This is a genomic window from Streptomyces olivochromogenes (genome assembly GCF_021538895.1).
GTDB classification, from domain to species: domain Bacteria; phylum Actinomycetota; class Actinomycetes; order Streptomycetales; family Streptomycetaceae; genus Streptomyces; species Streptomyces olivochromogenes_A.
In genome coordinates, this window is record NZ_JADDRL010000015.1 from 54,024 (window position 1) to 80,109 (window position 26,086).

The 26,086-nt window shown below is 71.9% G+C and carries 28 protein-coding genes; 18 read left to right on the forward strand and 10 right to left on the reverse strand.

The window, feature by feature from the left end:
* Window positions 1-90: 90 nt before the first annotated feature.
* On the reverse strand, window positions 91-1,914 hold the full coding sequence (locus IPZ69_RS09990) for an RICIN domain-containing protein (RefSeq protein ID WP_308407441.1): 1,824 nt from the start codon (window positions 1,912-1,914) through the stop codon (window positions 91-93).
* Window positions 1,915-2,164: 250 nt separating this feature from the next.
* On the opposite strand from IPZ69_RS09990, the gene IPZ69_RS09995 reads away from it, so the two are divergent.
* Window positions 2,165-2,380 carry a hypothetical protein gene (locus tag IPZ69_RS09995; protein ID WP_235453676.1) on the forward strand — a complete coding sequence of 72 codons (216 nt, stop codon included), beginning with the start codon at window positions 2,165-2,167 and terminating at the stop codon, window positions 2,378-2,380.
* A 109-nt stretch (window positions 2,381-2,489) separates the two neighbouring features.
* Here the strand turns inward: IPZ69_RS09995 and IPZ69_RS10000 are convergent, their stop codons facing one another.
* Window positions 2,490-3,230 (reverse strand): GntR family transcriptional regulator, encoded by a 741-nt coding sequence (locus tag IPZ69_RS10000; protein ID WP_235453677.1) that lies wholly within the window; start codon window positions 3,228-3,230, stop codon window positions 2,490-2,492.
* 225 nt (window positions 3,231-3,455) lie between these two features.
* On the opposite strand from IPZ69_RS10000, the gene IPZ69_RS10005 reads away from it, so the two are divergent.
* From IPZ69_RS10005 to IPZ69_RS10035, 7 genes are all read left to right on the forward strand, one after another.
* Complete coding sequence (locus IPZ69_RS10005) at window positions 3,456-4,616, forward strand: ABC transporter substrate-binding protein (RefSeq protein ID WP_235453678.1); 1,161 nt, start codon at window positions 3,456-3,458, stop codon at window positions 4,614-4,616.
* The gene (locus IPZ69_RS10010) at window positions 4,613-5,512 is read left to right on the forward strand and encodes an ABC transporter permease (protein ID WP_235453679.1); all 900 of its coding nucleotides are present in this window, start codon (window positions 4,613-4,615) and stop codon (window positions 5,510-5,512) included. The genes IPZ69_RS10005 and IPZ69_RS10010 overlap by 4 nt, the downstream gene beginning before the upstream one ends.
* Window positions 5,497-6,315, forward strand: coding sequence for an ABC transporter permease (locus IPZ69_RS10015; RefSeq protein ID WP_235453680.1), 819 nt, complete (start codon window positions 5,497-5,499; stop codon window positions 6,313-6,315). The genes IPZ69_RS10010 and IPZ69_RS10015 overlap by 16 nt, the downstream gene beginning before the upstream one ends.
* A 3-nt stretch (window positions 6,316-6,318) precedes the next feature.
* The gene (locus IPZ69_RS10020; protein WP_235453681.1) at window positions 6,319-7,395 is read left to right on the forward strand and encodes an ABC transporter ATP-binding protein; all 1,077 of its coding nucleotides are present in this window, start codon (window positions 6,319-6,321) and stop codon (window positions 7,393-7,395) included.
* A gap of 14 nt (window positions 7,396-7,409) precedes the next feature.
* The gene (locus IPZ69_RS10025; protein WP_308407442.1) at window positions 7,410-8,897 is read left to right on the forward strand and encodes an HAD-IA family hydrolase; all 1,488 of its coding nucleotides are present in this window, start codon (window positions 7,410-7,412) and stop codon (window positions 8,895-8,897) included.
* 142 nt (window positions 8,898-9,039) lie between these two features.
* A complete protein-coding gene (locus IPZ69_RS10030) occupies window positions 9,040-9,321 on the forward strand; it encodes a hypothetical protein (RefSeq protein WP_235453682.1) in 282 nt (93 codons plus the stop codon).
* A gap of 79 nt (window positions 9,322-9,400) precedes the next feature.
* On the forward strand, window positions 9,401-9,844 hold the full coding sequence (locus IPZ69_RS10035) for an acetyl-CoA synthetase (RefSeq protein WP_235453683.1): 444 nt from the start codon (window positions 9,401-9,403) through the stop codon (window positions 9,842-9,844).
* A gap of 79 nt (window positions 9,845-9,923) precedes the next feature.
* On the opposite strand, the gene IPZ69_RS10040 is transcribed toward IPZ69_RS10035, so the two are convergent.
* Together IPZ69_RS10040 and IPZ69_RS10045 are read right to left on the reverse strand one after the other, a co-directional pair.
* A complete protein-coding gene (locus IPZ69_RS10040; RefSeq protein ID WP_235453684.1) occupies window positions 9,924-12,596 on the reverse strand; it encodes a glycosyl hydrolase in 2,673 nt (890 codons plus the stop codon).
* 185 nt (window positions 12,597-12,781) lie between these two features.
* Window positions 12,782-13,897, reverse strand: a complete 1,116-nt coding sequence (locus IPZ69_RS10045) for a GNAT family N-acetyltransferase (protein ID WP_235453685.1) — start codon at window positions 13,895-13,897, stop codon at window positions 12,782-12,784.
* A 410-nt stretch (window positions 13,898-14,307) separates the two neighbouring features.
* Here IPZ69_RS10045 and IPZ69_RS10050 point away from each other — a divergent pair, with 410 nt between their 5' ends.
* From IPZ69_RS10050 to IPZ69_RS10075, 6 genes are all read left to right on the forward strand, one after another.
* Window positions 14,308-15,003 (forward strand): type 1 glutamine amidotransferase domain-containing protein, encoded by a 696-nt coding sequence (locus IPZ69_RS10050; RefSeq protein ID WP_235453686.1) that lies wholly within the window; start codon window positions 14,308-14,310, stop codon window positions 15,001-15,003.
* Window positions 15,004-15,290: 287 nt separating this feature from the next.
* On the forward strand, window positions 15,291-16,010 hold the full coding sequence (locus tag IPZ69_RS10055; protein ID WP_235453687.1) for a DUF4232 domain-containing protein: 720 nt from the start codon (window positions 15,291-15,293) through the stop codon (window positions 16,008-16,010).
* A 224-nt stretch (window positions 16,011-16,234) separates the two neighbouring features.
* Entirely contained in the window at window positions 16,235-16,609 is a 375-nt protein-coding gene (locus IPZ69_RS10060; RefSeq protein WP_235453688.1) for a hypothetical protein, read from the forward strand.
* Between the two features lie 204 nt (window positions 16,610-16,813).
* Window positions 16,814-17,182, forward strand: a complete 369-nt coding sequence (locus tag IPZ69_RS10065) for an ArsR/SmtB family transcription factor (protein ID WP_235453689.1) — start codon at window positions 16,814-16,816, stop codon at window positions 17,180-17,182.
* A gap of 173 nt (window positions 17,183-17,355) precedes the next feature.
* Complete coding sequence (locus IPZ69_RS10070) at window positions 17,356-18,180, forward strand: transthyretin-like family protein (protein WP_235453690.1); 825 nt, start codon at window positions 17,356-17,358, stop codon at window positions 18,178-18,180.
* A gap of 135 nt (window positions 18,181-18,315) precedes the next feature.
* Entirely contained in the window at window positions 18,316-18,771 is a 456-nt protein-coding gene (locus IPZ69_RS10075; RefSeq protein ID WP_235453691.1) for a tellurite resistance TerB family protein, read from the forward strand.
* Window positions 18,772-18,883: 112 nt separating this feature from the next.
* Here the strand turns inward: IPZ69_RS10075 and IPZ69_RS10080 are convergent, their stop codons facing one another.
* From IPZ69_RS10080 to IPZ69_RS10090, 3 genes are all read right to left on the reverse strand, one after another.
* A complete protein-coding gene (locus IPZ69_RS10080) occupies window positions 18,884-19,612 on the reverse strand; it encodes a TIGR03943 family putative permease subunit (protein WP_235453692.1) in 729 nt (242 codons plus the stop codon).
* Window positions 19,609-20,652 (reverse strand): permease, encoded by a 1,044-nt coding sequence (locus tag IPZ69_RS10085; protein ID WP_235453693.1) that lies wholly within the window; start codon window positions 20,650-20,652, stop codon window positions 19,609-19,611. The genes IPZ69_RS10080 and IPZ69_RS10085 overlap by 4 nt, the downstream gene beginning before the upstream one ends.
* A gap of 109 nt (window positions 20,653-20,761) precedes the next feature.
* Window positions 20,762-21,121: an ArsR/SmtB family transcription factor gene (locus IPZ69_RS10090; RefSeq protein WP_235453694.1), complete on the reverse strand. Its 360-nt coding sequence runs from the start codon at window positions 21,119-21,121 to the stop codon at window positions 20,762-20,764.
* Window positions 21,122-21,260: 139 nt separating this feature from the next.
* Between IPZ69_RS10090 and IPZ69_RS10095 the strand changes: the two genes are divergently transcribed.
* Window positions 21,261-22,604 (forward strand): MFS transporter, encoded by a 1,344-nt coding sequence (locus IPZ69_RS10095; protein WP_235453695.1) that lies wholly within the window; start codon window positions 21,261-21,263, stop codon window positions 22,602-22,604.
* An 18-nt stretch (window positions 22,605-22,622) separates the two neighbouring features.
* On the opposite strand, the gene IPZ69_RS10100 is transcribed toward IPZ69_RS10095, so the two are convergent.
* The 3 genes from IPZ69_RS10100 to IPZ69_RS10105 are packed head-to-tail and all read right to left on the reverse strand — an operon-like array spanning window position 22,623 to window position 24,025.
* Window positions 22,623-23,018: a (2Fe-2S) ferredoxin domain-containing protein gene (locus IPZ69_RS10100; protein WP_235453696.1), complete on the reverse strand. Its 396-nt coding sequence runs from the start codon at window positions 23,016-23,018 to the stop codon at window positions 22,623-22,625.
* Window positions 23,015-23,143 carry a hypothetical protein gene (locus IPZ69_RS46915; RefSeq protein WP_268834423.1) on the reverse strand — a complete coding sequence of 43 codons (129 nt, stop codon included), beginning with the start codon at window positions 23,141-23,143 and terminating at the stop codon, window positions 23,015-23,017. The genes IPZ69_RS10100 and IPZ69_RS46915 overlap by 4 nt, the downstream gene beginning before the upstream one ends.
* A 42-nt stretch (window positions 23,144-23,185) precedes the next feature.
* The gene (locus IPZ69_RS10105; RefSeq protein WP_374293123.1) at window positions 23,186-24,025 is read right to left on the reverse strand and encodes a lysozyme; all 840 of its coding nucleotides are present in this window, start codon (window positions 24,023-24,025) and stop codon (window positions 23,186-23,188) included.
* Between the two features lie 276 nt (window positions 24,026-24,301).
* Here IPZ69_RS10105 and IPZ69_RS10110 point away from each other — a divergent pair, with 276 nt between their 5' ends.
* The 3 genes from IPZ69_RS10110 (at window position 24,302) to IPZ69_RS10120 (ending at window position 26,006) form a co-directional block, all read left to right on the forward strand.
* A complete protein-coding gene (locus IPZ69_RS10110) occupies window positions 24,302-24,676 on the forward strand; it encodes a hypothetical protein (RefSeq protein ID WP_235453697.1) in 375 nt (124 codons plus the stop codon).
* Window positions 24,677-24,718: 42 nt separating this feature from the next.
* On the forward strand, window positions 24,719-25,381 hold the full coding sequence (locus IPZ69_RS10115; protein ID WP_235453698.1) for a hypothetical protein: 663 nt from the start codon (window positions 24,719-24,721) through the stop codon (window positions 25,379-25,381).
* 160 nt (window positions 25,382-25,541) lie between these two features.
* Complete coding sequence (locus IPZ69_RS10120; protein WP_235453699.1) at window positions 25,542-26,006, forward strand: hypothetical protein; 465 nt, start codon at window positions 25,542-25,544, stop codon at window positions 26,004-26,006.
* Window positions 26,007-26,086: the final 80 nt, after the last annotated feature.

The following is a 26,086-nucleotide window of genomic DNA, read 5'->3' on the forward strand; positions in this document are numbered from 1 at the left end:
TATGAAATATGTCCGTGTCGCGCCCAGCCGAACGGACTACTGCGGGTGGGCGGGCCGTGCCCTGCGTGGTCCGGCACGGCCCGCGGGAGGTCATGCCGCCGGAGCGCCGACCGGGGTGAGCGACAGGAGCTGTTCGTCCGCCGTGCGGCCGCCCCCGACGGGGCCGCCGCTCCTGTCCGTCCAACTGCGCACGGGTGTCGTCTCGGCGTGGCGGCCCCGGGCGGCGGACAGGCCGAGGGTCAGGCCGCTGTAGCGGTTGACGAGCCGCCAGGTCCCGGTGCGGCACGCGCCGTCGGCGGACGTGGTGGGGATCAGGAACCACTCCTGCCCGACGGTCGGGCCGCTCGCCCGTTCCCTGGTGACGGTGGGCCGCGTGCCCCAGGCGCGGCCGGCCGCGGAGGTCGACGGCACGCCCAGCAGACGGCCCGTGGCGGCGTTGGTCAGCGTGAACGAGCCGTCGCCTACCGGGGTGAAGAACCACGCCTGCCGGTCGGATCCGGTGGCCCGCGCGACGCTGGTGGTCGCACTGCCGGTGCCTTGGGCGAGCACGCGGCCGGCGCCGTCGGCGATGCGGTAGGCGCGGTCGCCGTCCACGGGCGGCGCGGCGGGGGCGGCGGAGTCGATCGTGACGTCGACGTACTCGCCCGAGGCGTCACCGGAGCAGCCGAAGGCGCAGTAGGAGCGGAACGTCCTGCCCACGACGGTGGAGCCGGTCCGGTTCTCCCCGTCCAGGAACCAGCGGTACCAGGACGCGTTGGTGTAGCCGCCGGTGTGCCCGATGAGCCGCCACTTCTGGCTGCTCAGGTCGTCGGTGGCGTAGAAGTACTGCGGTGACCGCCCGCTCTGGTCGACGGCCTGGGGCTCGCCGATGTACAGGCCCAGATGGGCGTCGTAGGCGATGTTCATGACGAACAGGGGCGAGGTCGGCGGCATCTTCCCCGCCGCGACCTGCTCGTCGACGGTGCCGGTGTTCGCCGGGTCGTACTCGCCGAGGACCGGTGTGTAGCCGGTGGGGTGGGCGGAGTCCGCCGGGACCATGTTGCTCTCCCGGCCACCGGCACCGGGCTGCGACCAGGTGCCGTCGTACCACTTGCGCCATGAGCCGGGCGCCATCTTCGCGGAGATCGGGGCGCGTGCCACGTGCTCGTGGAAGGCCTTCCAGCCGCCGTTCTTCTCGACGATCCGCGAGCCGTAGTACACGTAGAAGTAGCCGGACGCGGTGTCGACGAACAGGCGTTGGTCGCCGTCGCCGTAGGAGTAGGTCTGGTGCGGGAAGGCCGCGGTGTCCCCGCGCCCGGTGCTGAAGGGGGACGTGATGACGTGCCCCTCGATGCTCCAGGTGCGGCCCTGGTCGGTGGAGACGGCGTAGTCGATGGCGTCGTAGTGCAGGCGGTCGCCGAAGGGCTGCGGGGTGAACTCGTTGTGCACCAGGCCGTACCAGTCACCGGTGTCCGGGTCGACCCAGACCCCGGACAGGTCGCAGTAGTTCTTCTGCGCGTAGCCCGAACCGCTCGGCGCGTACGTCGCCTCGCGCCCCGTGGGGCTGTTGTTGCACCGCCAGGTGGTGTCGTCGTTGCGGTCCAGGGGGTTGGCCGGGTTCACGGCCTCGCTGAGCGTGCGGTCGAAGGTGGCGGTGTCGAAGTCGCGGCCCGTGTAGAAGTCCCAGGTGCGCGGGTCGCTCGCGCCGTAGAGGGCGGCGGACTGCTGGAAGTGGAACGTGCCGTCCTTGTCGAGGTACGGGCTCGCCGGGGTGTCCGTGGGATGCGGGAACGGTACGGGATCGCCGACGGTCACGCTGTACGAGGAGGCGGCGGGAGGGGACGCGGCCGGCGCCGGAGTCGCCGGCGTGCCGCCGCCCAGAACCAGGGCGACGGCCGCGGCCACGGCGCCGCCCGCTCTGCGAAAGAGTCGCACGGGTGCTCCTTGGTGCCGAAGGGGCGGACGCAGGGAACGATCCGGCCCGGCGGTGCCCGCGGCAATGGACTCCAGTGCGCCGGGTCTTGCACTTCCGTGGGTGCGCCCGGCGCCGCGTCCGCCGTACCGGTGTGCTCCGTTCGGGTCCGAATGGGCCAGGGTGTCCACGGCGTCCACGGCGAACGGTCCGCGCCGATCACGCTGGAGGGGTGCCCGCAGGGGCCGCCCCCTCGTGACGAAGGAGAAGTGGATGCCGATCGATACCGTCGAGCGTTTCCTGGTCGCCCTGAGCCCCCACGACCGGGAGAAGGTCCAGCAACTGCCCCGTGAGGAGCAGGTGCGGCTCGCCGACGCCTGGGAGCTGGAGCTGCGGGACGACACCGACCTGGACACGCTGAGCGAGCTGTCGCCGCCCGCCGCCGAGAGCGAGGCGGCGGCGCGGGTGGTCAAGGGGCTCTTCGACTAGCCGACGCCCGGGCGACGCCGGCACCCGGACGACACCGGCACCCTGGCGACCCGCCGAGGCACGGGCCGGCCGCCGGGGTGGCGCCCCGCTCGCGCCGGTCTGCGCCGTGTCACTCGGCGGTCTTGCGGGCCAGCGCGTTGTTGTCGATCGAGTTGTGGACGCTGAAGCTCACGGCGTCCGAGCGGTAGCGGTCGTCCGACCACTCCACCGGGCGGCCCTCGCGCGTCGTGGTCACCCGGCGCACCCGCAGCAGCGGGCTGGTGCGGCGGATGTCGAGGAGCTCGGCGTCCTGCGCGCCCGCGGCGACGGCGTCGATGACGTGCTCGCCGTAGGCGAAGACCAGGCCGGTCTCGTCGTACAGGCGCTGGGTGACGGAGGCGCAGTCGGGCTCGATCGCCTCGACGGCCGGGGAGATCCAGTCGGCGTACACGGTCCGCTCCAGCAGCACGGGCTCCCCGTCCAGCCCCCGGACCCGCAGCACGTGCAGCACCGGCGTGCCCTCGGGCAGGTGGAGGCGTACGGCGTCCTCGGCGCGGGCCGGCTGGTACCCCTGCGCCACCACGCTCCCGGTCGCCTCCCGGCCCATCGCGCGCGCCCACTGGGCGAAGCTGCGCAGTTCCGCGAAGCTCTGGCTGCGGCGGCTGGCCAGCACCACGCGGCGGGCGCCCTGGCGGGAACCGATCAGGCCCTCGGCGGTGAGCGCCGCGACGGCCTGGCGGACCGTGCCGCGCGAGACGCCGTAGTGCGCGGCGAGTTCCGCCTCCGAGGGCAGCCGACTGCCGACCGTGTACTCCTCGCGGTCGATCGCGCGCCGCAGCTCGTCGGCGATCTCCTCGTGTCGCGCCGTCATGCTTCCCCTCTGCTCAGGTCGCTGTGCACAGCGTGACCAGCCTAATCGAGACCTGAGCGTGATCTGCAACGGTCTGGATTGTGCACACAACAAGGGCTCAAAGTTTCGTCGCGGTTTACAGACAGGACACCTGTGGCGGGCGTACTGTGACGCAACTTGTTCATACAAGTTCTCCGCAGTTCCCCAACGCACCGCCCAACCCTCGTGCGCACCCCTGGAGAGACCGTGACCGTGTCCCTGCCGAGAAACGCCGTCCTCGGCGGCTCCCTCGCCGTCGTCGCCGCGCTCGCGCTGAGCGCCTGTGGCGCCGCCCCCGACAACGCGTCCACCAAGACCAAGGACGGCAAGAACGCCGCCACCGCCACCTCCGCGGCCGACTTCGGCGGCCTCGACGCCCTCGTCAAGGCGGCCAAGAAGGAGGGCACGCTCCACATCATCGCGGTGCCCCGCGACTGGGCGAACTACGGCGCCATCATCGACGGCTTCCAGAAGAAGTACGGCATCAAGATCGAGGACGAGAGCCCCGACGGCTCCAGCCAGGACGAGATCAACGCCGTGACCTCGCGGAAGGGCCAGGACCGCGCCCCGGACGTCCTCGACCTCGGCTCCTCCTTCGCTCTGAGCGCCGCCCAGCAGGGCCTGCTCGCGCCCTACAAGGTGGCCTCCTACGACGAGATCCCCGAGGGCCAGAAGGACCCGCAGGCCCGCTGGTTCAACGACTACGGCGGCTACATCTCCATCGGCTGCGACGCCAAGCGCGTGAAGGCCTGCCCGACCACCTTCAAGGATCTCCTCAAGCCGCAGTACAAGGGCCAGGTCGCGCTCAACGGCAACCCGACCAAGTCCGGCTCGGCCTTCGGCGGCGTCTACGCGGCGGCCCTCGCGAGCGGCGGCTCCTTCGACAGCATCCAGCCCGGCCTCGACTTCTTCGCCAAGCTGAAGAAGAACGGCAACTACACGCCCGTCGAGTCCACCCCGGCCACCGTCGAGAAGGGCGAGACGCCCATCAGCATCGACTGGGACTACCTGAACGCCGGCTACGCCGACGAGTTCAAGTCCAAGGGCGTCGACTGGAAGGTCGCGATCCCGAGCGACGGCCAGTACGCCCAGTTCTACTCCCAGGCGATCAACAAGGACGCCCCGCACCCGGCGGCCGCCCGCCTGTGGCAGGAGTACCTGTACAGCGCCGAGGGCCAGAACCTGTGGCTCAAGGGCTACGCCCGCCCGGCGCTGATGACCTCGATGGAGAAGGCCGGCACCCTCGACAAGACCGCCGCCGCCAAGCTCCCCCAGGTCTCCGGCACGCCGTCCTTCCCGACCGAGGCCCAGCAGAGCAAGGCCAAGACGGTCATCGGACAGGGCTGGGGTAAGGCCGTCTCCGGATGACGACCGCTCTCCCCCGTACGGACGTGGCGCCCGTCGCTTCGGCGAAGCGGCGGCGCCGCGCCCCCGGCTGGCTGGCCGTGGTGCCGCTGCTGGCGTTCACGGCGATCGCCTTCGGGCTGCCCGCCCTGGCCATCCTGGACGGCGCCTTCACGGTCAAGGACCAGACGACCGGCGCCGCCTCCTACACGGCCGAGAACCTCTCGACCTCACTGCAGGGCCCGTACCTCACCGCACTGGTGGGCAGCGTGAAGCTGTCGGCGATCTCCGCCGTGCTCGGTGCCCTGCTCGGGCTGCCGCTCGCGCAGGCCGTGGTCAGCTCCCGCTCCCGCGCGCTGCGCGAGGCCGTGCTGACCGCCTCCGGTGTGCTCGCCAACTTCGGCGGCGTCCCGCTGGCCTTCGCCTTCGTCGCCACCCTCGGCAACGCCGGCGTGCTGACCGTGCACTTGGGCCTCACGGACAAGGGCTGGGACCTCTACAGCTTCTGGGGCCTCGTCCTCGTCTACCTGTACTTCCTGATCCCGCTGATGGTGCTCACCATCACCCCGGCCCTGGACGGTCTGCGCGTCCAGTGGCGGGAGGCCGCGCTCAACAACGGCGCCACCGGGGTGCAGTACTGGCGGCACGTGGCCCTGCCCGTGCTCGCGCCCTCGCTGCTCGGCGGTCTCGTGCTGCTGTTCGGCAGCGCCTTCGCCGCCTACGCCACCGCCGCCGCGATGGTGGGCAGCGCGGTCCCGCTGGTCACGCTGCAGATCGCCGACGCCCTCTCCGGCAACGTGCTGGTCGGCCAGGAGAACGTCGCCCTCGCCCTCAGCCTCGACATGGTGCTGGTGGCGGGCCTGGTCATGGCCGTGTACCTGCCCCTGCAACGACGGAGCGCCCGATGGCTCGACGCCTGACCCCCTGGCGCTGGGCCGTCCTCGGCCTGGCCGCGCTGTACTTCCTGGTGCCGCTCGCCGCGTCCGTGATCTTCACGGTCGACGTGCCCGGCCACGGCGTCACCTTCGACGCGTACACGCAGATCCTGTCCGCCGACGGCTTCACCTCCAGCCTGCTGCTCTCGCTGGAGCTGGCCGTGGCCACCATCGTGGTCGTCCTGCTGCTGATGGTGCCCGCCGTGGTCGCGCTGCGGCTCGGCGCGCCCAAGCTGCGGCCGGTGGTGGAGGTCGTGTGCTCGCTGCCGCTGGTGGTGCCGCCGATCGCGTTCGTCGCGGGGATCGTCACCGTGCTGAAGTGGGGTCCGGACCACCTGTCCAGGACCCCGCTGTTCCAGACGTTCGTGGCGATCCAGAACCCGACCTTCCCGGTCGTGCTCGTCCTCGCCTACGTCGTGATGGCCCTGCCGTTCGTCTACCGCGCCCTGGACGCGGGCCTGCGTGCCATGGACGTGCGCACCCTCGTCGAGGCCGCGCGCAGTTGCGGCGCGTCCTGGCCGCAGGCCCTCGTCCGGGCCGTACTGCCGAACCTGCGCGGGGCGCTGCTGAACGCGTCGTTCCTCACGCTGGCCCTGGTCCTCGGCGAGTTCACCGTCGCCCGACTGCTGGGCTTCCAGCCCTTCGCCGTGTGGATCTACAACGTCGGCGGCTCCCAGGCCCAGATGTCCGTCGCCGTGTCCGTGCTCAGCCTGCTCCTCACCTGGGCCCTGCTCCTCGTGCTCGCCGGTGCCGGCGGACGCACCCGAACCGCTTCCTCCCGGGGTTGAACCATGACCGTCACCACGCTTGAGAAGGCGACCGCCGAGAAGGCCGCCACCGTCGAATTCCGGGGCCTGCGACGCGAGTTCGGGACCACCGTTGCCCTCGACGGACTTGACCTGACCGTCCGCCCGGGGGAGTTCCTGGCCCTGCTCGGCCCCTCCGGCTGCGGCAAGACGACCGCGCTGCGCATGCTCGCCGGCTTCGAACACCCCGACTCCGGCGCCGTGCTGGTGGACGGCGAGGACGTCACCCAGGTGCCGGCCCACCGCCGGGACGCCGGGATGGTCTTCCAGTCGTACAGCCTCTTCCCGCATCTGAACGCCGTCGACAACGTGGCCTTCGGACTGCGCATGCGCAAGGTCCGCACCGCCGAACGGCGCTCCCGCGCCGCCGAGTTGCTGGAACTGGTCGGCCTCGGCGACAAGGGAGAGCGGTTCCCGCACCAGCTCTCCGGCGGCCAGCAGCAGCGCATCGCGCTGGCCCGCGCCCTCGCCCTGCGCCCGCGCGTCCTGCTGCTCGACGAGCCGCTGTCGGCGCTGGACGCCAAGGTCAGGCTGACCCTGCGCGAGGAGATCCGCCGGCTCCAGCAGGAGCTCGGCATCACCACCCTCTTCGTCACCCACGACCAGGAGGAGGCCCTCTCGGTCGCCGACCGGGTCGCCGTCATGCGCGCCGGACGGCTCGAACAGTGCGCCGAACCCGCCGAGTTGTACGGCCGTCCCGCCACCGCCTTCGTCGCCGAGTTCGTCGGCACGATGAGCCGGATCCCGGGCGAGCTGAAGGACGGCACCGTCGAGGTGCTCGGGCAGCGGCTGCCGGCCGACGGCGAGGCACCGAACGGCGCGGTCGACGTGCTGGTGCGGCCGGAGTCCGTCCAGGTGCGGGCCGACGAGCAGGGCAGCGCCCGGGTCGTCGCCACCGCCTTCCTGGGCGCCGTCGTCCGGGTCACCGTACGGCTCGCCGACGGCACCGAGGCCAAGGCCGACCTGCCCGCCCACGAGGCCGCCGGGCTCGGCGCCGGATCCGCCGTCGGCGTGTCGCTGCCCGAGCGGCCGGTGCTGGTGGCCGAACGTATCCAGAAGTGAGGAACGACAACAACGTGACCCCCCACACCTCCGCACTCCCGCTGCAGGCCGTTCTGTTCGACATGGACGGCACGCTCGTCGACACCGAGCGTCTGTGGTGGGAGGCGGTCGAGCAGGTCGCCGGACGCCCGCTGGGCGAGGCCGACCAGCCGGAGGTGCTCGGCCGCCCCGTCGAGCACACCGCCGCCTGGCTCGCTGCCGCCGACGGCCGGGACGGCGACGACCTCGCGGCCGAGCTGCACCGCGAGTTCGCCGACCGCGTCCGCACGGGCATCGTGCCCCGCCCCGGCGCCCTCGATCTGCTGGACGCGCTGGCCCGCGCCGGCATCCCCACCGCCCTGGTCACCGCGTCCCCGCGCGCGGTCGCCGACGTGGTGCTCGACGCGCTCGGGCCCGAGCGGTTCGCGGTCTCCGTCACGGCCGACGACACCAGCCGGACCAAGCCCGCCCCGGACCCCTACCTGGCCGCCTGCCGGGCCCTCGGCGTCGAGCCGGTGCGCTGCGTGGCGGTCGAGGACACCGAGACCGGCGTGGCCTCCGCCGAGGCGGCGGGCTGCGCGGTCCTGGCCGTGCCGTCCCTCGCGCCGATCGACAGCGCGCCCGGCCGGACCGTGCGCGACAGCCTCGTCGGCGTCACACCGAAGGAGCTGCGGAACATGGTCGCGCCGGAGCTGCGGGTCATGTCCTGGAACCTCTGGCTCGGCGGCGCCCCGGTCGACGACCACCGGGCCAAGCAGCTCAAGGTCGTCCTGGAGACGGGCGCGGACGTCGTCGGCCTCCAGGAGACGGCCGGCACCTCGGCCCAGGAGCTCGCCGAGGCGCTGGGCTGGCACCACCACCGTGCCGGCGAAAACCTCGGCATCATCAGCCGTCACCCCATCACCGCCCGTTTCGGCGACCCGGACGTCGGCTTCTACGGCGCCGCGGGGGTACGGATCGAGGTCGCCCCCGGCCGCGAGGTGGACGTCTGGACCGCCCACCTCCACTACACGCCGTACGGGCCCTACGAGTCCGCGTTCGACGGGCTCCCGGCGGCGGAGCTGATCGCCCACGAGGAGGTACGCCTCACGCAGATGCGGGACACGCTGGGCCGGATCGCCGAGGCGGCCGACGACGCCGTACCCGTCGTCCTCGTCGGCGACTTCAACTGCCCCTCCCACCTGGACCGGGCAGACGTCGAGTGGCCCGTGACCCAGGCCGCGCAGGAGGCGGGGTTCGCCGACTCCTACCGGGAGGCCCACCCGGACCCGGCCGCCGAGCCCGGACACACCTGGTCGCCGATCCACCCGGTGCACGAGGACGGCAGCGGGCGGACCGAGCCGCAGGACCGGATCGACTTCGTCCTGCACCGGGGGCTCACGGTCCTCGACTCGCGGACCGTCGTGAGCGGCACGCCGCGCCCCTGGCCGGACGTCGCCGGCAACGAGTGGCCGTCGGACCACGCGGCCGTCCTCACCGTCTTCGCCGTGGGCCGGGCGCCGTTCGCCGTGCGCGGGGCCTGATCCGCCGACCGCCGGACCCGGCGCCCCGGGAACAAACCGGGTCCGCCGGGTGCTGCACCTGATACCCCGCCAGGTACGCGAGTCCCAGGGTGACCGACCGCCGACGGGAGCCGGTAGAGCATCCCGAGGAAGGGGCGATCCGATGAGGACGACGGCGACGGCTGTGGCGACGACGACTGCGACGACGGAACAGGACCGGTCGAGTACGGCCGGTGACACGCGGCTGGTGACCTCCTGCGGCCGCCCGATAGCGGTGAAGTGCCTCCGTCTGGAGACGGCGGACCGGCCCATCAGCCGGGTCACCCTGGACGTCGGCCGGGCTCAGGGCGGGGAACCGGGCATGTGGGCGGCCCTCACCCCCGCGGAGGCACGTGACCTGGCCCGGCTCCTGCTGATCCACGCCGGGGTGGCCGAGACGTCCTGACCGCCCGGCGGACGCGACCCCGCCGCAGCGTCCGTCCGGGCATGCTGGTGGACACGGGCGCGGGCCGGGAGGTACGGACATGCGGTGGTGGACCGGAGTGTGCGTGGCCACCGGGGTGGCCGTCCTGACGGGGTGCGGCACCTCGGCGTCCGGCGGTGCGGCCGAGCCCTCCGGCGCGGCCGGGAACTGCGCCGCCGGGCACGCGGAGGTCACCGTCGCCCCGGGTGATCCGGCCGTGCGCTCGCTGTGCGTGCGGCCCGGGACCGTCGTGGCTCTGGTGCTCAGGCCCCGGATCGACGACAAGCGGTGGACGGCCGTACACACCTCGGCGCCCGCCCTCGCCCTGCCCTCCGGCTGGCGGCTCGACCCGGACGGCACCGCGCACGCCTCGCTGCGCTGCGCGGTCACCCGGTCCGGAGCGGCCCGGGTGACCGCGCTCGCGAAAGCGCCGGACATCGCCGGCGCGCCGCGCGTCGCCTTCACTCTCGACGTACGGGTGGTGCCGTACGCGCGGGAGGGGTGACCCCGGCACCCGACGGCCCGTGAGCCGCCGGGCACGACCGGACACGGCCGAGCGCGGCCGGGATCACCCCCTCCCCGGGTCAGTCGCAGTCGCGCACCTTGATGGCGCGGATGCCCCGGCCGTGCGTCGCCGCGTACAGGGTGCTGCCGTCGGGGCTCAGCTTCAGCTGGAGCACGGCGACGGCCGGCAGCCCGCCGACCCGCTGCCAGCTCGTGCGGCCCGGCGCCCGGTAGACGACACCGAGGTCGGTGGCGACGGCCAGGCCGCCGTTCGGTGTCACGACCGCGGAGTTGGTCGGCACGTCCGGGAGGTTCGCGGAGATGTCCTTCCAGGTGGTGCCGCCGTCCTTGGACTCGAAGACATGGCCGACACCCGCGCCGGGCCCCTCCGTCCAGTGGCGGGAGAAGCCGTTGACCGCGAGGTAGACGTGGTCGGCGTTGTGGGGGTCGATGGCGAAGCCGCTGAGGTAGCGGTTGGGCACCGTGCCGTCCGCTCCGGTGGCGGGCAGCGTGATGTCGTGCCAGCCGGTGCCGTCCGCGTTGCCGACGGCGATGCCGCGGGCGAAGCCCTGGTTGTTGCAGGGGCCGCACCAGGCCGCGTAGACCTTGCCGCCGGAGGCCGCGACGGCGGTCGCGGTGCGGCCGGCGCCGAGGTCGTACAGGCTCTTCCACTCGGTGCCGCTGCGGATGGCGTAGCCGTGGGTCTGGACCCAGATGTGGCGGCCGCCGGCGATCCAGGTCGAACTGCTGCGCATGTCGGCGGCGAGCGGCGCGATGAAGCGGGCCTCACTGGTCGTGTTGTCCGCCGGGGCGACGTTGTACGAGGTCACCTTGGTCGGGTCGGTGATCCAGGAGCCGTCGTTGACCGCGCAGTTCTGGGTCGCCTGGACGGCGAGGTAGACGTACTCCTCTGCCATGTTGCACCCGTTGGCGGGGTCGGTGAGGGTGTCGCCGCCGTCGCCGCCGAAGTTGGAGCCCATCACCGTGTCGTTGCCGCGCAGCAGGGACTGGCCGTTGTCCTGCAGACCGCCGGTGACGGAGTCACCGCCGTACGCCAGGTCCTTGCCGATGCCCACGGAGTAGTACTGGAGGGTGTCGATCGTGCCGTCGTTCAGCGAGGTCCAGTCGGTGGCGTGCCCGGCGGAGTCCTGGGAGCCGTCGACCGGGCGCCGGTAGGCGCCGCCGTCGTTGCCGACGTACACGAAGCTCTTGCCGTGGTGACGGCCGATCGCGACGCCGTGCTGGTCGGAGTGGGTGGTCGGGTTGCAGTCGCCCGTCTGCTTGGCGGGGTCGATGCTCCAGCAGGAGAAGCCGAAGTTCCAGTACGGGCCGACCGTGGACCAGGTGTCGCCGCCGTCCTTGGACTCGTAGACCTCTTCGAGCCCGACGTACACGTGCCGTGCGTCGCTCGGGTCGACGGTCAGGAACTGGTTGTACCAGGCCTGGATGCCGGGCATGTAGCCGCTGGAGGTCAGCGCCGAACCGCTGGCGGCCAGACCCTTGTAGTCGGCGATCTTCGTCCAGGGGCCGGTGGGAGAACCGGACTTGGAGACGAAGATGCCTTCGAGACCGCTGTCCGGGTTGGTGTTCAGCTGCTCCGGCGACTGGTCGATGGCGTAGTAGCGCGAGCCGTCGGCGGAGCGGGCGAAGGTGACGTTGCCGACGCCGTCGGCGTCGGACGGCAGGTCGCCCAGGCCGCTCGTGATCCGCGTCCAGGTGCCCCGCACCTTGGTGTAGAAGCCGTTGTAGTCGTCGCCGCTGCGCCAGCCGACCGCAAGGACCACCTTCGAGGGGTCCTTCGGGTCGATCGCGATGTCGTTGGCGATGTTCTTGTACGCGGCCGACGGGTCGTTCGCCTTGGTGCCGCCCGGCAGATAGTCGGGGTTGGGCGCGAACTCCAGCTTCCAGGCTCCGGTGAGCTTCTTCGTGGAGTGGCTCCACACGCCCTGGCTGGTCGCCGCCCACACCTTGCCGCCGCCGAAGCGCAGCTCGTGGATGGTGGTGCTCTCCAGTTCGTCGCCGCCGACCCGGCCGCGCGTCGCGAAGGTGCCGTGGTGCGGGTCGGACAGCACGTACACGCCGCTGCCGAGGTACGCGTCCGCGTTGGTCGTCGCCTCGCCCGTGCCCAGCCACAGCCGCCCGGCCCCGTCGAGCGCGAGCGCGCCGGTGGACTGCGAGGGCAGCCGGTCGCTGACGGGCTGCCAGTGGCCCCCGCCGGACCGTGAGCGCCACACGCCGCCGCCTGCGCTGCCCGCGTACACGTACCCGTCGTCGTCGGCGGCCATCGCGGCCATCCGGCCGGTGACCCTGCCCGAGCCGCCACTGGAGTTGGAGTCGAAGTCCCGGTAGCGGGCGTCGTCGGAGTCGTAGGGCAGACCGGTGAGATCGCGCCAGTTTCCGCCGGTGCGAGGCAGGTTGGTGAGGCTCCGCCAGGCGGCGCCGTAGGCGCCCGGCGCGACGATGCCGGGCGAGGTGCGGGCCTCGGCGTACTGGTCGGCGCCCTCGGCTATCTCGTCGGCCTCGTTGCCGTCGTCGTCCTCGGCGGTCAGCTTGGGGGTGACGGCATGCGCCGAGTGCGTGCGTTGCGCGGCGAGTCGCGCGAGGGTACGGGCCCCGAAGGGGCTGTTGTTGCCGCCCGGCGCGGCGGACGCGGGGAGCGCGACCAGGGCGGCGGACGCGGTGAGGGCGCAGGCCGTGAGCCAACGTCTCCTGCGCGCTGAAGTACGGGGCGAGGTGCGGGTTGCTGGTGACACCGGATCCTCCCGAACGGGCGTGGACACATCTCGCCGCAGACCCGATCACGTGAGGGAGGGAGCGTCCGGGATTTGGACAGCCCTTGACCAGAACCTGCCACACGGGTGGGGTGCCCGCGGGCGCGCGCGGCCGGGCGCACCCGGCCCGGGGTGCGTCCGGTCCTCGCCGCTTCGGGGACGCGTGCTCAGCGGGCCCGGTCCCGCACCGGGCCGGCGACGGGGCGGCGCGAGGTGCGCAGGGTGCCGACCGTCTTCAGCAGCCGGTCGGCCGGCTCGCGCAGCCGTGGATGGGCCAGCACCGTGTTGCGCAGGCCGCGCACCGGCCGCCGCCACATCCGGTAGGCCGCGGCCACCGGGTGCGGACGCGCGGCGAACCCCTCCCCCACACTCAGTTCGCGCGTCTTGAGCCAGTCCTTGTACTCCTTGTCGCCGCGCCCCAGGTCCACCAGCGTCACGCCGTTGCGGGCCGCGGCCTCGGCCGTGCGCAGATGCATCATCAACCCCGGTGAGTAGTAGTGCAGTTCGGGGTCGTACGCGGTGAACCAGGCGGCGAGCACCGTGCTCGACCGGGGGCCGAAGTGCGCGGCCACCGGCCGGTCACCGGCGTACAGCACGGACAGCACACCGGTGAAGTGCTCCTCCTGGACATGGAAGAGATGGTCCACCAGATCGACGATCCAGGGCCGCGCGAACCGGTCCATCCGTCCCGTCCTGCGGTACTGGGCGGACTTCCACCGCATGAGCGTGCGCAGCATCCGCGGGTCGCGCTCGTCGAAGACGAACCGCACCTCGCCCACGTCCCGGCCGAGGCGCCGCTCCTTCTTCAGCGTCGTCTTGGCCTGCCCCGGGTACGTGGCACGCAGCCACTCCGGATAGCCGCCGTCACCCGGCTTCACATCGATCACCGGCGAGGAGAACCGCCCCGTGACGTACCCCGCGAACGGCTGCTGCTCCTCGACGAGGTGATCGAACTCGAAGATGGCGAGACCGCAGGCCCCGAGCAGGTCCTGGGCGTCCCAGGTGACCCCGGGGCGGTGCACGAGGGCCTGGCAGTCGGACAGTCCGAGACCGATGGCCCGGCCGACCCCCAACGCGTCGCGCTCGTACGGCAGGAAGCCGACCGGCTCCCCGCCCTCCCGCAGGACCGCGACCTTCGCACCGGCGCGATACCTGCCGATCCCGATCGCGAACTCGGGCGCCAGGAACGGGTTGGCGTACTCCGGCGACTCGTCCATCGCGCGGTGCCAGTCCCGGCGCAGCGCCGCACTCAGCTCGCCGGGTCTGTGGATCGTGATGTCCACCTCAGATCGACCGCCCTTCCGGGAACTCCGCGGGAGAGATTCCGGTGTCGGCGCGGGCTGGAAAGGCGTATGGATCACGGCTGTTGGATCGCATGGCGATCGTTCCCCCCCTATGACGCGTCGTCCGCGCCCTGCCACTTCGTTCTCTGCCGCCGAACCGCCTCGGGTGCGCTTCGTCCGGCGGTCGATGACCGAGATTCCGATGTGTTGGCGATGCTCAAACGTCGCGAATCAGTACGCACGCTGTCAAGGGTGCCGGGCGCCACGAAATGCCACGGACTCGTCGGCCGCGGAGGGTGTTCCCGCGGACCCATAGGAATGGCTATGCCAGACATTGGATTCCACATTGGAAACCGATGTCGGGCGAGCCTACCGTCGAGCTCACACCCCTCCCCCTTGGAGAGAACCCCATGTCGAAGATCCTCTTTGTGATGACCGGCGCCGACCACTGGACCCTCGCCGACGGCACCAAGCACCCGACCGGCTTCTGGGCCGAGGAGGCCGTCGCCCCGTACCGGGCGTTCAAGGGCGCCGGGCACGAGATCGTCGTCGCCACCCCCGGCGGCGTCGTGCCCACCGTGGACCGCGGCAGCCTGGCGCCGGAGGTCAACGGCGGCCAGGAGGGCGCCGACGAGATCGCGGCCGCGCTCGCCACGATGACCGAACTGGACAGCCCGATCAGGCTGGAGGACGTAGACCTCGGCGACTATGCGGCCGTCTTCTACCCCGGCGGCCACGGCCCGATGGAGGACCTCGCCGTCAACGCCGACTCCGGTCGGCTGCTCGTCGACGCCCTCGGCTCGGGCAAGCCCCTCGCCGTCGTCTGCCACGGGCCGGCCGCGCTGCTGGCGGCCACCCGCGAGGACGGCTCCAATGCCTTCGCGGGCTACCGGGTTGCCGCGTTCACCAATGCCGAGGAGACGCAGGCCGGCCTCGCCGACCGGGCGAAGTGGCTCCTGGAGACCCGTCTCGTGGAGGCGGGCGTGGACGTCCGGGCGGGCGAGCCGTGGGCGCCGAACGTGGTCGTCGACCGCAACCTCTTCACCGGGCAGAACCCGGCTTCCTCCGCCCCACTCGCCGCCGAGGTCCTCAAGACGCTGGCCTGAGCCAGGGGCGCCGCCCCGGGGTGCGACAGGGCATATCGGCACATACGATGGACAAACGTTTCCCGGTGAGCGGCAGTTCACGCGGTGCGGAACCACCGAGCGGATCCGGCTCCGAAAAGGCCGGGACGCCGCCGGGCCGCACCCGGGCCCCCGCACCGCGCGCCTCGCTCCTGTCACCGCCACGTCACAGGTGATCAACAGCGGAAACCCGGCGTCCGAAAGTCCTGTCTCCCTCGACGAGTGCCGGCGAACAGGCCGGCCCGTGCGAACCGATATCGGGGGGCCTCATGAAGTACGGAAACAACATCCGCAGAGCCGCGCTGGCGGTGGCCGCGGTCTCGGCCGCGCTGACGGTGACGGCGTGCCAGGCGGACGACGACGCGGCGGGCGGCGCTCCGTCGCAGACGTCGAGCGCGACCGCCTCCGCGGCGTCCGGCGCCCCGGCCTCGAAGCCGTCCCCCGCGGGCGCTTCGTCCGCGCCGGGCAAGGGCACCTCCGGCGGAACCGGGACCGGGACGGGGACGGGCTCCGGTTCCGGTTCCGGCGGCTCCTCCGGCAGTACGGCGAAGACGTGCCCCGTGACCGCTCTGAACGTGGTCGCGTACCAGGCCGCCAACCGCCCGCCCGGCACCGGAACCGGCGCGGCGATCGTCGAGTTCACGAACGCCTCCGGCCAGGCCTGCGTCGTACAGGGCCACCCGACGGTGGCCGCTGCGGGCAACGGTTCCCCGCAGCACAACAAGCCCCTGTCCGTGACCCCCAAGGGCTCGGCGTCCCCGGTGCGGCTGGCGCCGGGCGGCAAGGCCTACGCGAAGCTGACCTTCGTCCAGGTCCAGGGTGAGGCGGACGGCTACTGCAAGTCCGGCGCGCAGCCCTCCGTGTACCCGACGATGGTGATCGGCCTTCCGGGCTCCGGAGCTCACCAAGTCGCCCTACAGGACGGCCAGTTGGCCGAGTGCGACGACACGGTCACCGTCACCGCGGTGTCCGCGGCGAAGCCCTCCTGACCCGTGCCGGGGGCGAGGCGGACCGTACGGCGGTCCGCCTCGCCCCCGCCGACCGGCGTCAGTTGATGTCTGTCGGCGATCAAAAGCCCGCACAGAGTTGCGCACTTCGAAGCTCCTTGCACCAGTCCCGGAGCACGCCGTCTCCCCGGCGGTCGCTCTCCGTACGGTTCGGGACACGAACGGACCGGAGAAGCCCGGTCCGCGGAGCAGGCAGGAGCTGCGCCATGGCGAATGTGGAGATCTCCCTCAAGGAAACGATGGCGGGGATCGAGGGGGCTCTGGGGGCCGCCGTCGTCGACTACACCAGCGGGATGGCCCTCGGCACGCTGGGGGGAGGCAAGGGACTTGACCTCAACGTGGCCGCGGCGGGCAACACCGACGTGATCCGCGCCAAGGTCCGCACGATGGAGCACCTCGGCCTCAAGGGCGAGATCGAGGACATCCTGATCACGCTGGAGAGCCAGTACCACCTGATCCGGCTCATCCAGGGACGCATGGGTGCCGGCCTCTTCCTGTACCTCGTCCTCGACAAGACGCGGTCCAACCTGGCCATGGCCCGGCACCAGCTCAAGCGCGTAGCGGCCGAGCTGGAGGTGTAACCGCAGCACACGCGCCCGGGTTTCCGCATGCCCATGGATTGAAGATTTCTTCATCTCGACACATCCAGATCCACACATGCCACGGGTGTGCGGGACCCGGAGCCGCGAATATCAGCGCGAGGGAGTTCGAAGGCGGCGGTTCGCGCGGGCCGCCGCGCCATCGAGAAGACACCCCACGAGAGCGGCAGGGAGCGAGCGATCCACATGCAGGTCCCCCTCTACCAGGCCAAGGCCGAGTTCTTCCGCATGCTCGGACACCCCGTACGCATCAGGGTGCTCGAACTCCTGCAGAACGGCCCCGTCCCCGTACGGGACCTGCTCGCCGAGATCGAGATCGAGCCGTCGAGCCTCTCGCAACAGCTCGCCGTGCTGCGCCGCTCCGGAATCGTCATCTCCATCCGGGAGGGCTCCACCGTCCGCTACGCGCTCGCCGGCGGCGACGTCGCCGAACTGCTGCGCGCGGCGCGCCGCATCCTGACCGAACTCCTCGCGGGCCAGAACGAGTTGCTGGCCGAGCTGCGCCAGGCCGACCGCCCGGTGCCGGTGGCCCACGGCAGTGCGAATCCGCCGTGACCGCTCCCCACGGACAACGGCGGGCGACCTGCCGAGAAACGCCGTGTGTCCACCCCGTGCACTCCGTGCCGCCCTACAACCCCCGACGTGTCCCCCGTGTCGAACCCTGCGCCGGGCCACCGCCGGCACGACCCGACACCAGGACAACGGACTTTCCCAGCAACGGAGTTCACGTGCCCAAGCGTCTTCCGGCCGCCGTGCGGCCGACCGCGATAGCCACCCTCGCCCTGGCCACCGTCGTGGTCGGGACGCCGGCCGCGCACGGGGCGGGCAACGCCCCCGCGCCGGACGTCCCGCCGCGGGAGGCGTACGTCGTGACGCTCTCCGCCGCCCCGACGTCGACCGACTTCGGCCACCGCACCGTCGACCTGACCGGCACCCTGACCCGCGCCGACGGCACGCCGATGGCCGACGCGCCGGTCGAACTCGGCGAGGGCCTCATGTACAACACCTGGAACCCGTGGGGCGACCCCATCGACCCCACCGAGTGGGAGGCCCGCACCCTGGGCACCGTCCGCACGGACGCGAACGGACGATTCTCCCTCGCGGGCGTCAAGGCCGACCGCTGGCAAGGCACCGCCAGCCCCCTTCTCTCCCCGGCTCACGAGGTGGAGTTCGACGCCTCCTACCACCCCGATCCGACGGACATGCGTTTCGCCTTCGCCCGCGCCACGGTCGGCGTCAAAACCATCGACAGCAAACTCACCTACCGGGTCAACCGGACCACGGTGCGCCCCGGTGTCGGCCTGACCGTCACCGGGAAGGTCTCCTGGCCCGCGGGGCACGGCCCGGTCGCCGGCACCCGCGTGCTGCTGCGGACGTACTGGGAGAACGAGTACAACGCGCAGACCACCGCCGACGCGAAGGGCAACTTCACCATTCACACCAAGATCCGTTCCTACGACGACACGTTCGTACTCTTCTCGGCGCCCAAGGACTACTACATCGACGGCGACGGCAAGGTCCTGCCGGTCAAGAACATCACCAGGTCGAGGTAAATCCACGATCAGGGCCGCCGGGCCGGAACGACGGCGGCGCTTCGAACGTAGACAGGAGGGGGAGGAAGCCCTGGCCCGACACCCCCTCCTGATAATTTCTACGCAGCTGTAGAACCTCAACCGTCTGGAGTTCTCATGGCCCTGTGGGACCGCGTCAAGGAGTCCGCATCTCAGATGCAGACCCAGCTGGTCGCGAAGAAGAACGACCTGAAGAGCGGCGCCTTCCGCGACGCGAGCATGGCGATGTGCGCGCTGGTCGCGGCGGCCGACGGCAGCGTCGACCCCTCCGAGCGGCAGCGCGTGGCACAGTTGATCGCCACCAACGAGGTGCTGCAGAACTTCCCGGCCGACGACCTGCGCCGCCGCTTCGAGGAGAACCTCAACAAGCTCACGGCCGACTTCGCGTTCGGCAAGGTGAGTGTGTTGCAGGAGGTCGCCAAGGCCAAGAAGAAGCCCGCCGAGGCCCGTGCCGTCATCCAGATCGGCATCGTCATCGGTGGCGCCGACGGCAACTTCGACAAGGACGAGCAGGCCGTCGTGCGCGAGGCGTGCTTCACGCTCGACCTGCCGCCGCACGAGTTCGACCTCTGAGCGCGGGCGGCCCCCGAACCGGGTGAGGTTCAGCGGAACCTCCTCCTGGCTCGGGGGCGCCGGCCGGCACCGCTGGGAGCGCTGCCGGTGAGGCGTCGGGTCCCACTCGGGCTCAGGACGGCGTCAGCGGCAGGTCGTCCGTGAACGCGTTGACCGGTTGGGCCATGGGCCGCAGGGCGCGGGCGTCGAGGGCCGCCTCCGCCGACCTCGTACCGAGCGTGCCTCTCGCGTGCCAGGTGCCGGTCACCCGCAGCCAGGTGTTGGGCGCCGGGACCTCGGTCCCGTACACCCGGACCTTGACCGTCTGAGAGTCGGCGGCGCAGCACGTGAAGATGATCCGGGTCAGATACCAGCCGCCGCCCTGGCCGGCCGGGCTGGCGAAGCCGGTCAGCTGGACCGTGCGGTTCCTGACGGAGAGCGTGCGGTCCTGCTGGACGCGGGTGGTGAAGTCGGTGAGCGTCAGGGGCACGGGCGAGGTCGCGGGCAGCGGGTCGAACCGCTTCTGCTGCCGGACGGCCTTGGTGCCGGAGTGCGCGGCGGTGTACGCGCCGAGGGCCGGCGGGGCGTAGACGAGCAGGCTGAGGGCGGGAAGGAACAGCAGCCACGCGACACGGGGCGCGGTGGCGTGGTCGTGGCCGTGCGTGTGTCGCGCGTGGGCGTCGGCGCGCCGGTCCAGGACCGCGGCGGCCAGGCCGAGCAGCGTCAGCAGGACTCCGGAGGCGATCAGCAGCGGGCGCAGGCCTTCCTTGACGTAGCGCAGGTAGAGGTCCGTGAAGAGGGCGATGTGCAGCAGGCCGACTCCGGTGAGGACCAGCAGCAGGACCTGGGCATGACGTTTCACAGCAGCGCGCCTCCGATCAGGACGCTGGAGAGGACCGCCACCACGGTGGTCGCCCCGGAGAAGCGCCAGGCGAAGGCCCGCCCGAAGGTGCCCGCCTGAAGGGCGATCAGCTTCAGGTCGACCATCGGGCCGACCACCAGGAACGCGAGCCGCGCGGTCGGCGAGAAGCCGGTGAGCGAGGCCGCGACGAAGGCGTCGGCCTCCGAGCAGACCGCGAGCAGCACGGCGAGGGCGGCCAGGAAGAGCACCGAGAGCCAGGGCGAACCGGAGAAGGTGTCGAGGACGGAGCGCGGGACCATGACGTTGAAGGTCGCCGCGGCCATGGCACCCAGCACGAGAAACCCGCCGGCGTGCAGGAAGTCGTGCTGGAAGCCGAGCCGGAACTCGCTCCAGCGGCTGTGTCCGTGCCGGTGGCCCGTGTGCCGGACACCGGCCCGCAGCCACTCGTCCTTGCCCAGCCAGAGCCACAGCCAGCCCATCACCGCGGCCGTGGCGAGCGAGGCGAGCAGCCGGGCGGCGACCATCGCGGGACTGTTGGGGAAGGCGACGGCCGTGGCGGTCAGGACGACGGGGTTGATCGCGGGCGCGGAGAGCAGGAAGGCGAAGGCGGCGGCCGGGGTGACGCCCCGCCGGATCAGGCTGTGGGCGACGGGCACGGAGGCGCACTCACAGCCGGGCAGCACCGCGCCCGCCACACCGGCCACCGGAACCGCGAGGACCGGATGCCGGGGCAGTGCCCTGGTGAACAGATCGGCGGGTACGAAGGCGTTGATCGCGCCGGACAGGACGGTGCCGAGCAGCAGGAAGGGCAGCGCCTGGACGGTGATGGCCAGACAGACGGTCCGCCACGCCGCCACGGCCGGTTCGTCCAGCCACTGGACTCCGGTGACCGTGAGCACCACCGCCGCCGCGCCGAGGGCGAACGCGGCGGCGACGGGCCGTGAGAGCCGGCGGCGCCGGAGGGCCCCCACGCCCGCGACCGCCACCCCGCCCTGCGCCTCCACACCCGGCACACCAACCAGATCATCCGTTTTTGGCATTTTTACTCCAAATGTCGGATTTCTGGCTGAAGATAAGCGACGCGGACGGCCATCGCGGCGCGCACACGCCGCCCCTTACGAATTGATGGGCTCAGCCGTGCCGTCGGGCTCAGTCGTGCGGGGCCGTGCCGGTCACCCGGTGGTCGGCGTGGCTGAGCGCCTCCATCACCAGTCGCCGCAGATGGCCGTCGCGAAGGCTGTAGTAGACGTGCCGCCCCTCGCGCCGAGTCTCCACCAGTCCGGCCAGCCGCAGCTTGGCCAGGTGCTGACTGACCGCCGTCCGCGAGGCCGCGCAGCGCTCGGTGAGCGAGCCGACGTCCGACTCGCCCTGGGCGAGGAGCCAGAGCAGGTGCAGCCGGGTCGCGTCGGAGAGCAGCGCGAACACCTCGGTGGCCTTCGCGAGGCGCGTGCTGTCCGGCGGACGCAGATGCGCATCGGGCGCAGGTGGCAGGGGCTCGCGAGCAGGCATGCACACAGCGTAGAGGCCTGAACCGGCCGCCGCGGACGCTCTCGGCAGCGAGCCGAAATCCTCATGTGCGCAGATGCGCACCTATGGATACAGTGGAGAACAGCCGCGCCCATCGCGCCCCACCCGGGAGACCCGCCCCATGCTCTCCGTACTGCGCAACCGCGCCTACCGCCATCTCTTCACCGCCCAGGTCATCGCCCTGGTCGGCACCGGGCTGGCCACGGTGGCACTGGGCCTGCTCGCCTACGACATCGCGGGGGCCGACGCGGGCTCGGTGCTCGGCACGGCGCTCGCGATCAAGATGGTCGCGTACGTGACGATCGCCCCGGCGGCGGGCGCGCTCGCGGACCGGCTGCCCCGCCGGGCCCTGCTGGCCGGTGCGGACCTGATCCGCGCGGGGACCGCCCTCGCCCTGCCGTTCGTCGACCAGGTCTGGCAGATCTACGTGCTGATCTTCCTGCTCCAGTCGGCGTCCGCCGTGTTCACGCCCACTTTCCAGGCGGTCGTCCCGGACGTGCTGCCCGCCGAGCGCGACTACACCAGCGCCCTGTCGCTGTCCCGCCTCGCCTACGACCTGGAGAGCCTGTTCAGCCCCGCGCTCGCCGCCGCGCTGCTCACCCTGGTCACGTACAACTGGCTGTTCCTGGGCACGGTCGCCGGTTTCCTGGCCTCGGCGGCGCTCGTGATCTCCGCGGTCCTGCCGAAACCGCGCACGGCGCCCGGGCGGCGCGCCGGCGGCGGCTTCGCCCGGACCACCGCCGGCACCCGCCTCTTCTTCGCCCTCCCCCAGCTGCGCGCCCTGCTGCTGCTCAATCTGGCGGTGGCGGCGGCGAGCGCCATGGTCACCGTCAACAGCGTCGTCTACGTCCGCGCGCACCTGGGGCGCGGCGCGGCCGACGTGTCGCTGGCGCTCGGCGCGTACGGGGGCGGGTCCATGGTCGTCGCCCTGCTGCTGCCCCGGGTGCTCGACCGGGTCCGCGACCGCACGGTGATGCTGTGCGGCGCGCTCGCCCTGCCCCTGGTCTTCGCCGGCCTCGGCGTCCTCACGACGGCTCGCGGCGGTGGCTGGCGGTGGCCCGCGCTGCTGCTGATCTGGGCCGCCTTCGGTGCCGCGTGCTCGCTGGTGCTCACGCCGACCGGGCGGCTGATCCGCCGCTCGGCCCCGCCCGAGGGGCTCGCGTCGGCGTTCGCGGCCCAGTTCTCGCTCTCCCACGGCTGCTGGCTGCTGACGTACCCGCTGGCCGGCGGGCTCGGCGCGGCGGCGGGCCCGCGATCCGCGGTGGTCGTGCTCGGCGCGCTCGCCCTGGCCGGCGGGCTCCTGGCGGTGCGGCTGTGGCCGCCGGCGCAGGCCGAGCCCGGGGTCGTGCACGAGCACACCGGCCTGCGGGCGGACCACCCGCATCTCGCGGACGCCGTACGGGTGCGGGGCGCCTGGCGGCACAGTCACGGCCGCCTGCCGGACGGGCTGCACGCCCACCCGTGACGGCCCCGCGGACCGCGGTCAGCCCTCGACGGCCTTCCGCACCCGGCGGGGCGGCGCGAACACGTACAGGTCGAGGATCCCGGGCGGATCGGCGAGCCCCGGCCCGCCGTCCCGGACCCAGCCGGCGATGTCGGCGTTCGCGTCGGGGTCGTTGACCAGCCCGAGCCACACCGGCCGCCCACCCGCGACCCGACCGGCCGAGGAGGGCTGTACGACGACGACGTTGGCGTGCTCGCACGCGTCGATGCAGTCGACCGCCCTGACCTGGGCGACCTCCCCCAACTCTGCTTTCAGGAAAGACAATTGGGCGGCGTGGTCGACTCCGGGGATCTTCTCCGTGCCGCAGCAGCAGCCCCGGCAGACGGTGACCGTGCACCGGGACGCGCCCTGCGCGGGAACCGGGCGGCGGCTCACCGGGCGGCCGTCTTCCGCGCCGACTGATGCGGCGGTCGCGGGCCGTCGAGACGGGCGGCGGACACCGCCGCGGTGACGGGGCGCGGTACGACGGGCTTCCGGGCGGGCCGGGACAGGATGATCACGGCTGGCACTGTAGCGAGTCCGGCGCCGAAGATCACTGCGGGTCAGCCGTTGGCCAGCGCCTTCAGTCTGTCCGTGGAGCCGTTGAACCGGTCGTGGTCGCCCACCGTCGGTCCGGTCGAGGTGTACTGCCACATCGTGTACGTCGACCAGCCCGGCGGCAGGGAACCGACCGTGGAGGCGTACTTGGCCACCCACAGCGGATTGGTCGACCCGAAGCCGCTGTAGCCGCCCGTGCAGCTGTTCCACCAGCTGGTGGAGGTGTAGATGACGGCGTCGCGGCCGGTACGGGACTTGTACCGGTTCAGGAAGTCACGCACCCACGAGACCATGGAGCTCGCCGACTTGCCGTAGCAGTCGTCGCCGTACGGATTCCACTCGATGTCGAGGACACCGGGCAGGGTGCTTCCGTCGTCTCTCCAGCCGCCGCCGTGGTCGACGAAGTAGTCGGCCTGCTTGGCGCCGCCGGTGGTGTCGGGGGTGGCGAAGTGGTACGCGCCGCGGATCATGCCGACGTCGCGCGCTCCGCTGGACTGCGAGGAGAAGTAGGGGTTGGTGTAGTAGGTGCCCTCGCTCGCTTTGGAGTAGGACCACTTGACGCCGCTGCTCCACAGGGTCGACCAGGCGACCTTGCCCTGGTAGCTGGCGACGTCCACGCCCTCCGTCTGCCCGGCCTTCGGGCTGGAGGGCGTGCCGTCCTGGCCGTCGTGGGCGACGACGCCGATGCCCATGTAGGCGGAGCCGCGAACGGGGGTCGGCGGGACATCGGCCGACGCGGGGACGGCCGAGACCAGCGCGAGCAGTGAGGCGGCGACCGGGAGGGCGGTCGCGATCAGGTAGGCGCGGCGGGCGCGCTCGGCTATGTAGGGTCTCACGCACCCCATCTGACACGTGATCGATCGTCCCCGCATGCGAAGGGCCGCCCCGCGAAAGCCCGTCGGGGCGAGACTCCGTTCGGGTGAGCGGTCCGCCGCGACGCGCGGGGCTCCGGCTGTCAGCGGCCGACAAACCCCGCCCCCACCGGGCGATCAAACGCACGTTATCCGGCAATTGACGCCAAGCCACCGCAAGTCGCCGGACCGAAGGCTAGCGTCCTCGTCCTGTCACGCCAGGAAAGCGCCCATGGGCGACACCGAGGATGCTGTGCGGAGGTAGCGGGGATGGATCCGGCGACATTGGTGGCGCAGGCATTGGCCACGGGGGCGAGTGCGGGCCTGACGGGCGCCGCCTCCAGTGCCGTCTCCGACGCCTACCGGGCGCTGCGGCGAGCGCTCCTGGCCCGCCTGTCCGGCAGCCCCCGGGCCCTGGAACGCATCCAGGTGCTGGAACGTCAGCCGGGCACGCCGACCGGGGAACTGGTGCGCGAGTTCGTGGTCACCGATGCCGTCGACGCCCATGTCGAGGAACTGGCGCGGCACCTGCTCGCCCTGATCGGCGGGGCCGACACCCGACCGGCACGGCACGGGATCGACCTGAGCTCCGCCCGGGGCGTGCAGATCGGCGACGGCAACACGCAGCACAACACCTTCGGTTAGACGCCCGTCCGACCGCCACCGCCCGAAGAGAGCACCCTGACGATGAAGAACGGCCAGGCCAGCGGCGTCCAAGCCGGTGACGGCAACGTCCAGCACAACACATACCAGCCGCCGCGGCACGGCTCGCGCCACCGCTCACGGGACTACGCCCCCTCGGCGACGGTCACCGCCGGCGACCACTCCACGGTCACCCAGAAGAACACGCACCTGAAGTTCTCGATCCCCGTGATCGGACCCCTGGTCAGCATGGCGTCCACGCATCCGGTGATCGCCGGGGTGACCGCCGTCGCCGTCCTCGGCGGTGGAGGTCTGGCCGCCACGACCGTGCTGCCCGACGCGAAGCCCTCGGTGTCGACGGAGCTGGTGCGCGGGTTCCGCCTGAAGGACGCCGCCCCGGGCACCGCGCCGACGGGCTACGACTTCGCCCACACCCCGCCCGTCGTGGCCGGCTCGGGCACCGACGCCATCTACGTCTCGGGCGGCTACCTGGTCGCCACGAACGGCAAACTCGCCGCGTGGAGCGACACGAAGCTCCCCTCCGCGTCCGACTGCCGTTCGGCGGTGGCTAGACAACCGGTCCGCCAGACCGTCATCAGCAGCCGGTTCCTGACCTGCTACGTGGACCGCAACGGCAATCCCGGCTACATCCTGGTGACCGCGTCGGACGACCAGTACACGACGGTCGACACGGCGCATCTGCGGTGAGCGGCACCGAGGGGACGGCGTCGTTGCTCCGTGCGAGTGGTGGATCCGGCGCGACGGTCGTAGCGTCGGTACTGAGGTGATCGCGCGCGATGTGCTGAGCCACAGGAGTGGAGCACGGGCGCGCGGCCACGAGAACAGAGCAAGGCGGGTGGGAACGACGATGGCCAGACCAGCGGTGTGGACGGCACTCCTGCTCGGGGCGAGCACGCTTCTCTCGGCAGCCATGACGACGGCCACCGCCGCTCCGCCGGGATCAACACCGGCGCGGCCACAGGCGGCCCAGCTGCAGGCACCCGTGCTCGTCGACTGCTCGTTCAACCCCAACGTGCACCCCACCGACTTCATCCTGGCCTGCGGCGACGGCAACAGCCGCCTCACCGGGCTGAGCTGGTCGCACTGGGGGCAGAGTTCGGCGACGGCCGAAGGGGTGAACGTGGTGAACGACTGCAAGCCGTACTGCGCGGCGGGCACCTTCCACCCGTACTCCGTGACGGTCAGGCTGGACCGTCCCGAGGCGTGGAAGAAGGACCCCGGGGTCCAGCGCTTCACCCGAATGAGTCTCACCTACCCGAACAACAGGCCCGAGGGATACGCACGTGTGATGACCTACCCTCTGTGGGACTGACCGGGTAGCCCTCGGTATCCGACACCACCAAATGCGCCGCCGCAGTTCCCGGACATATCACCACAAAACGTGTGTTATTC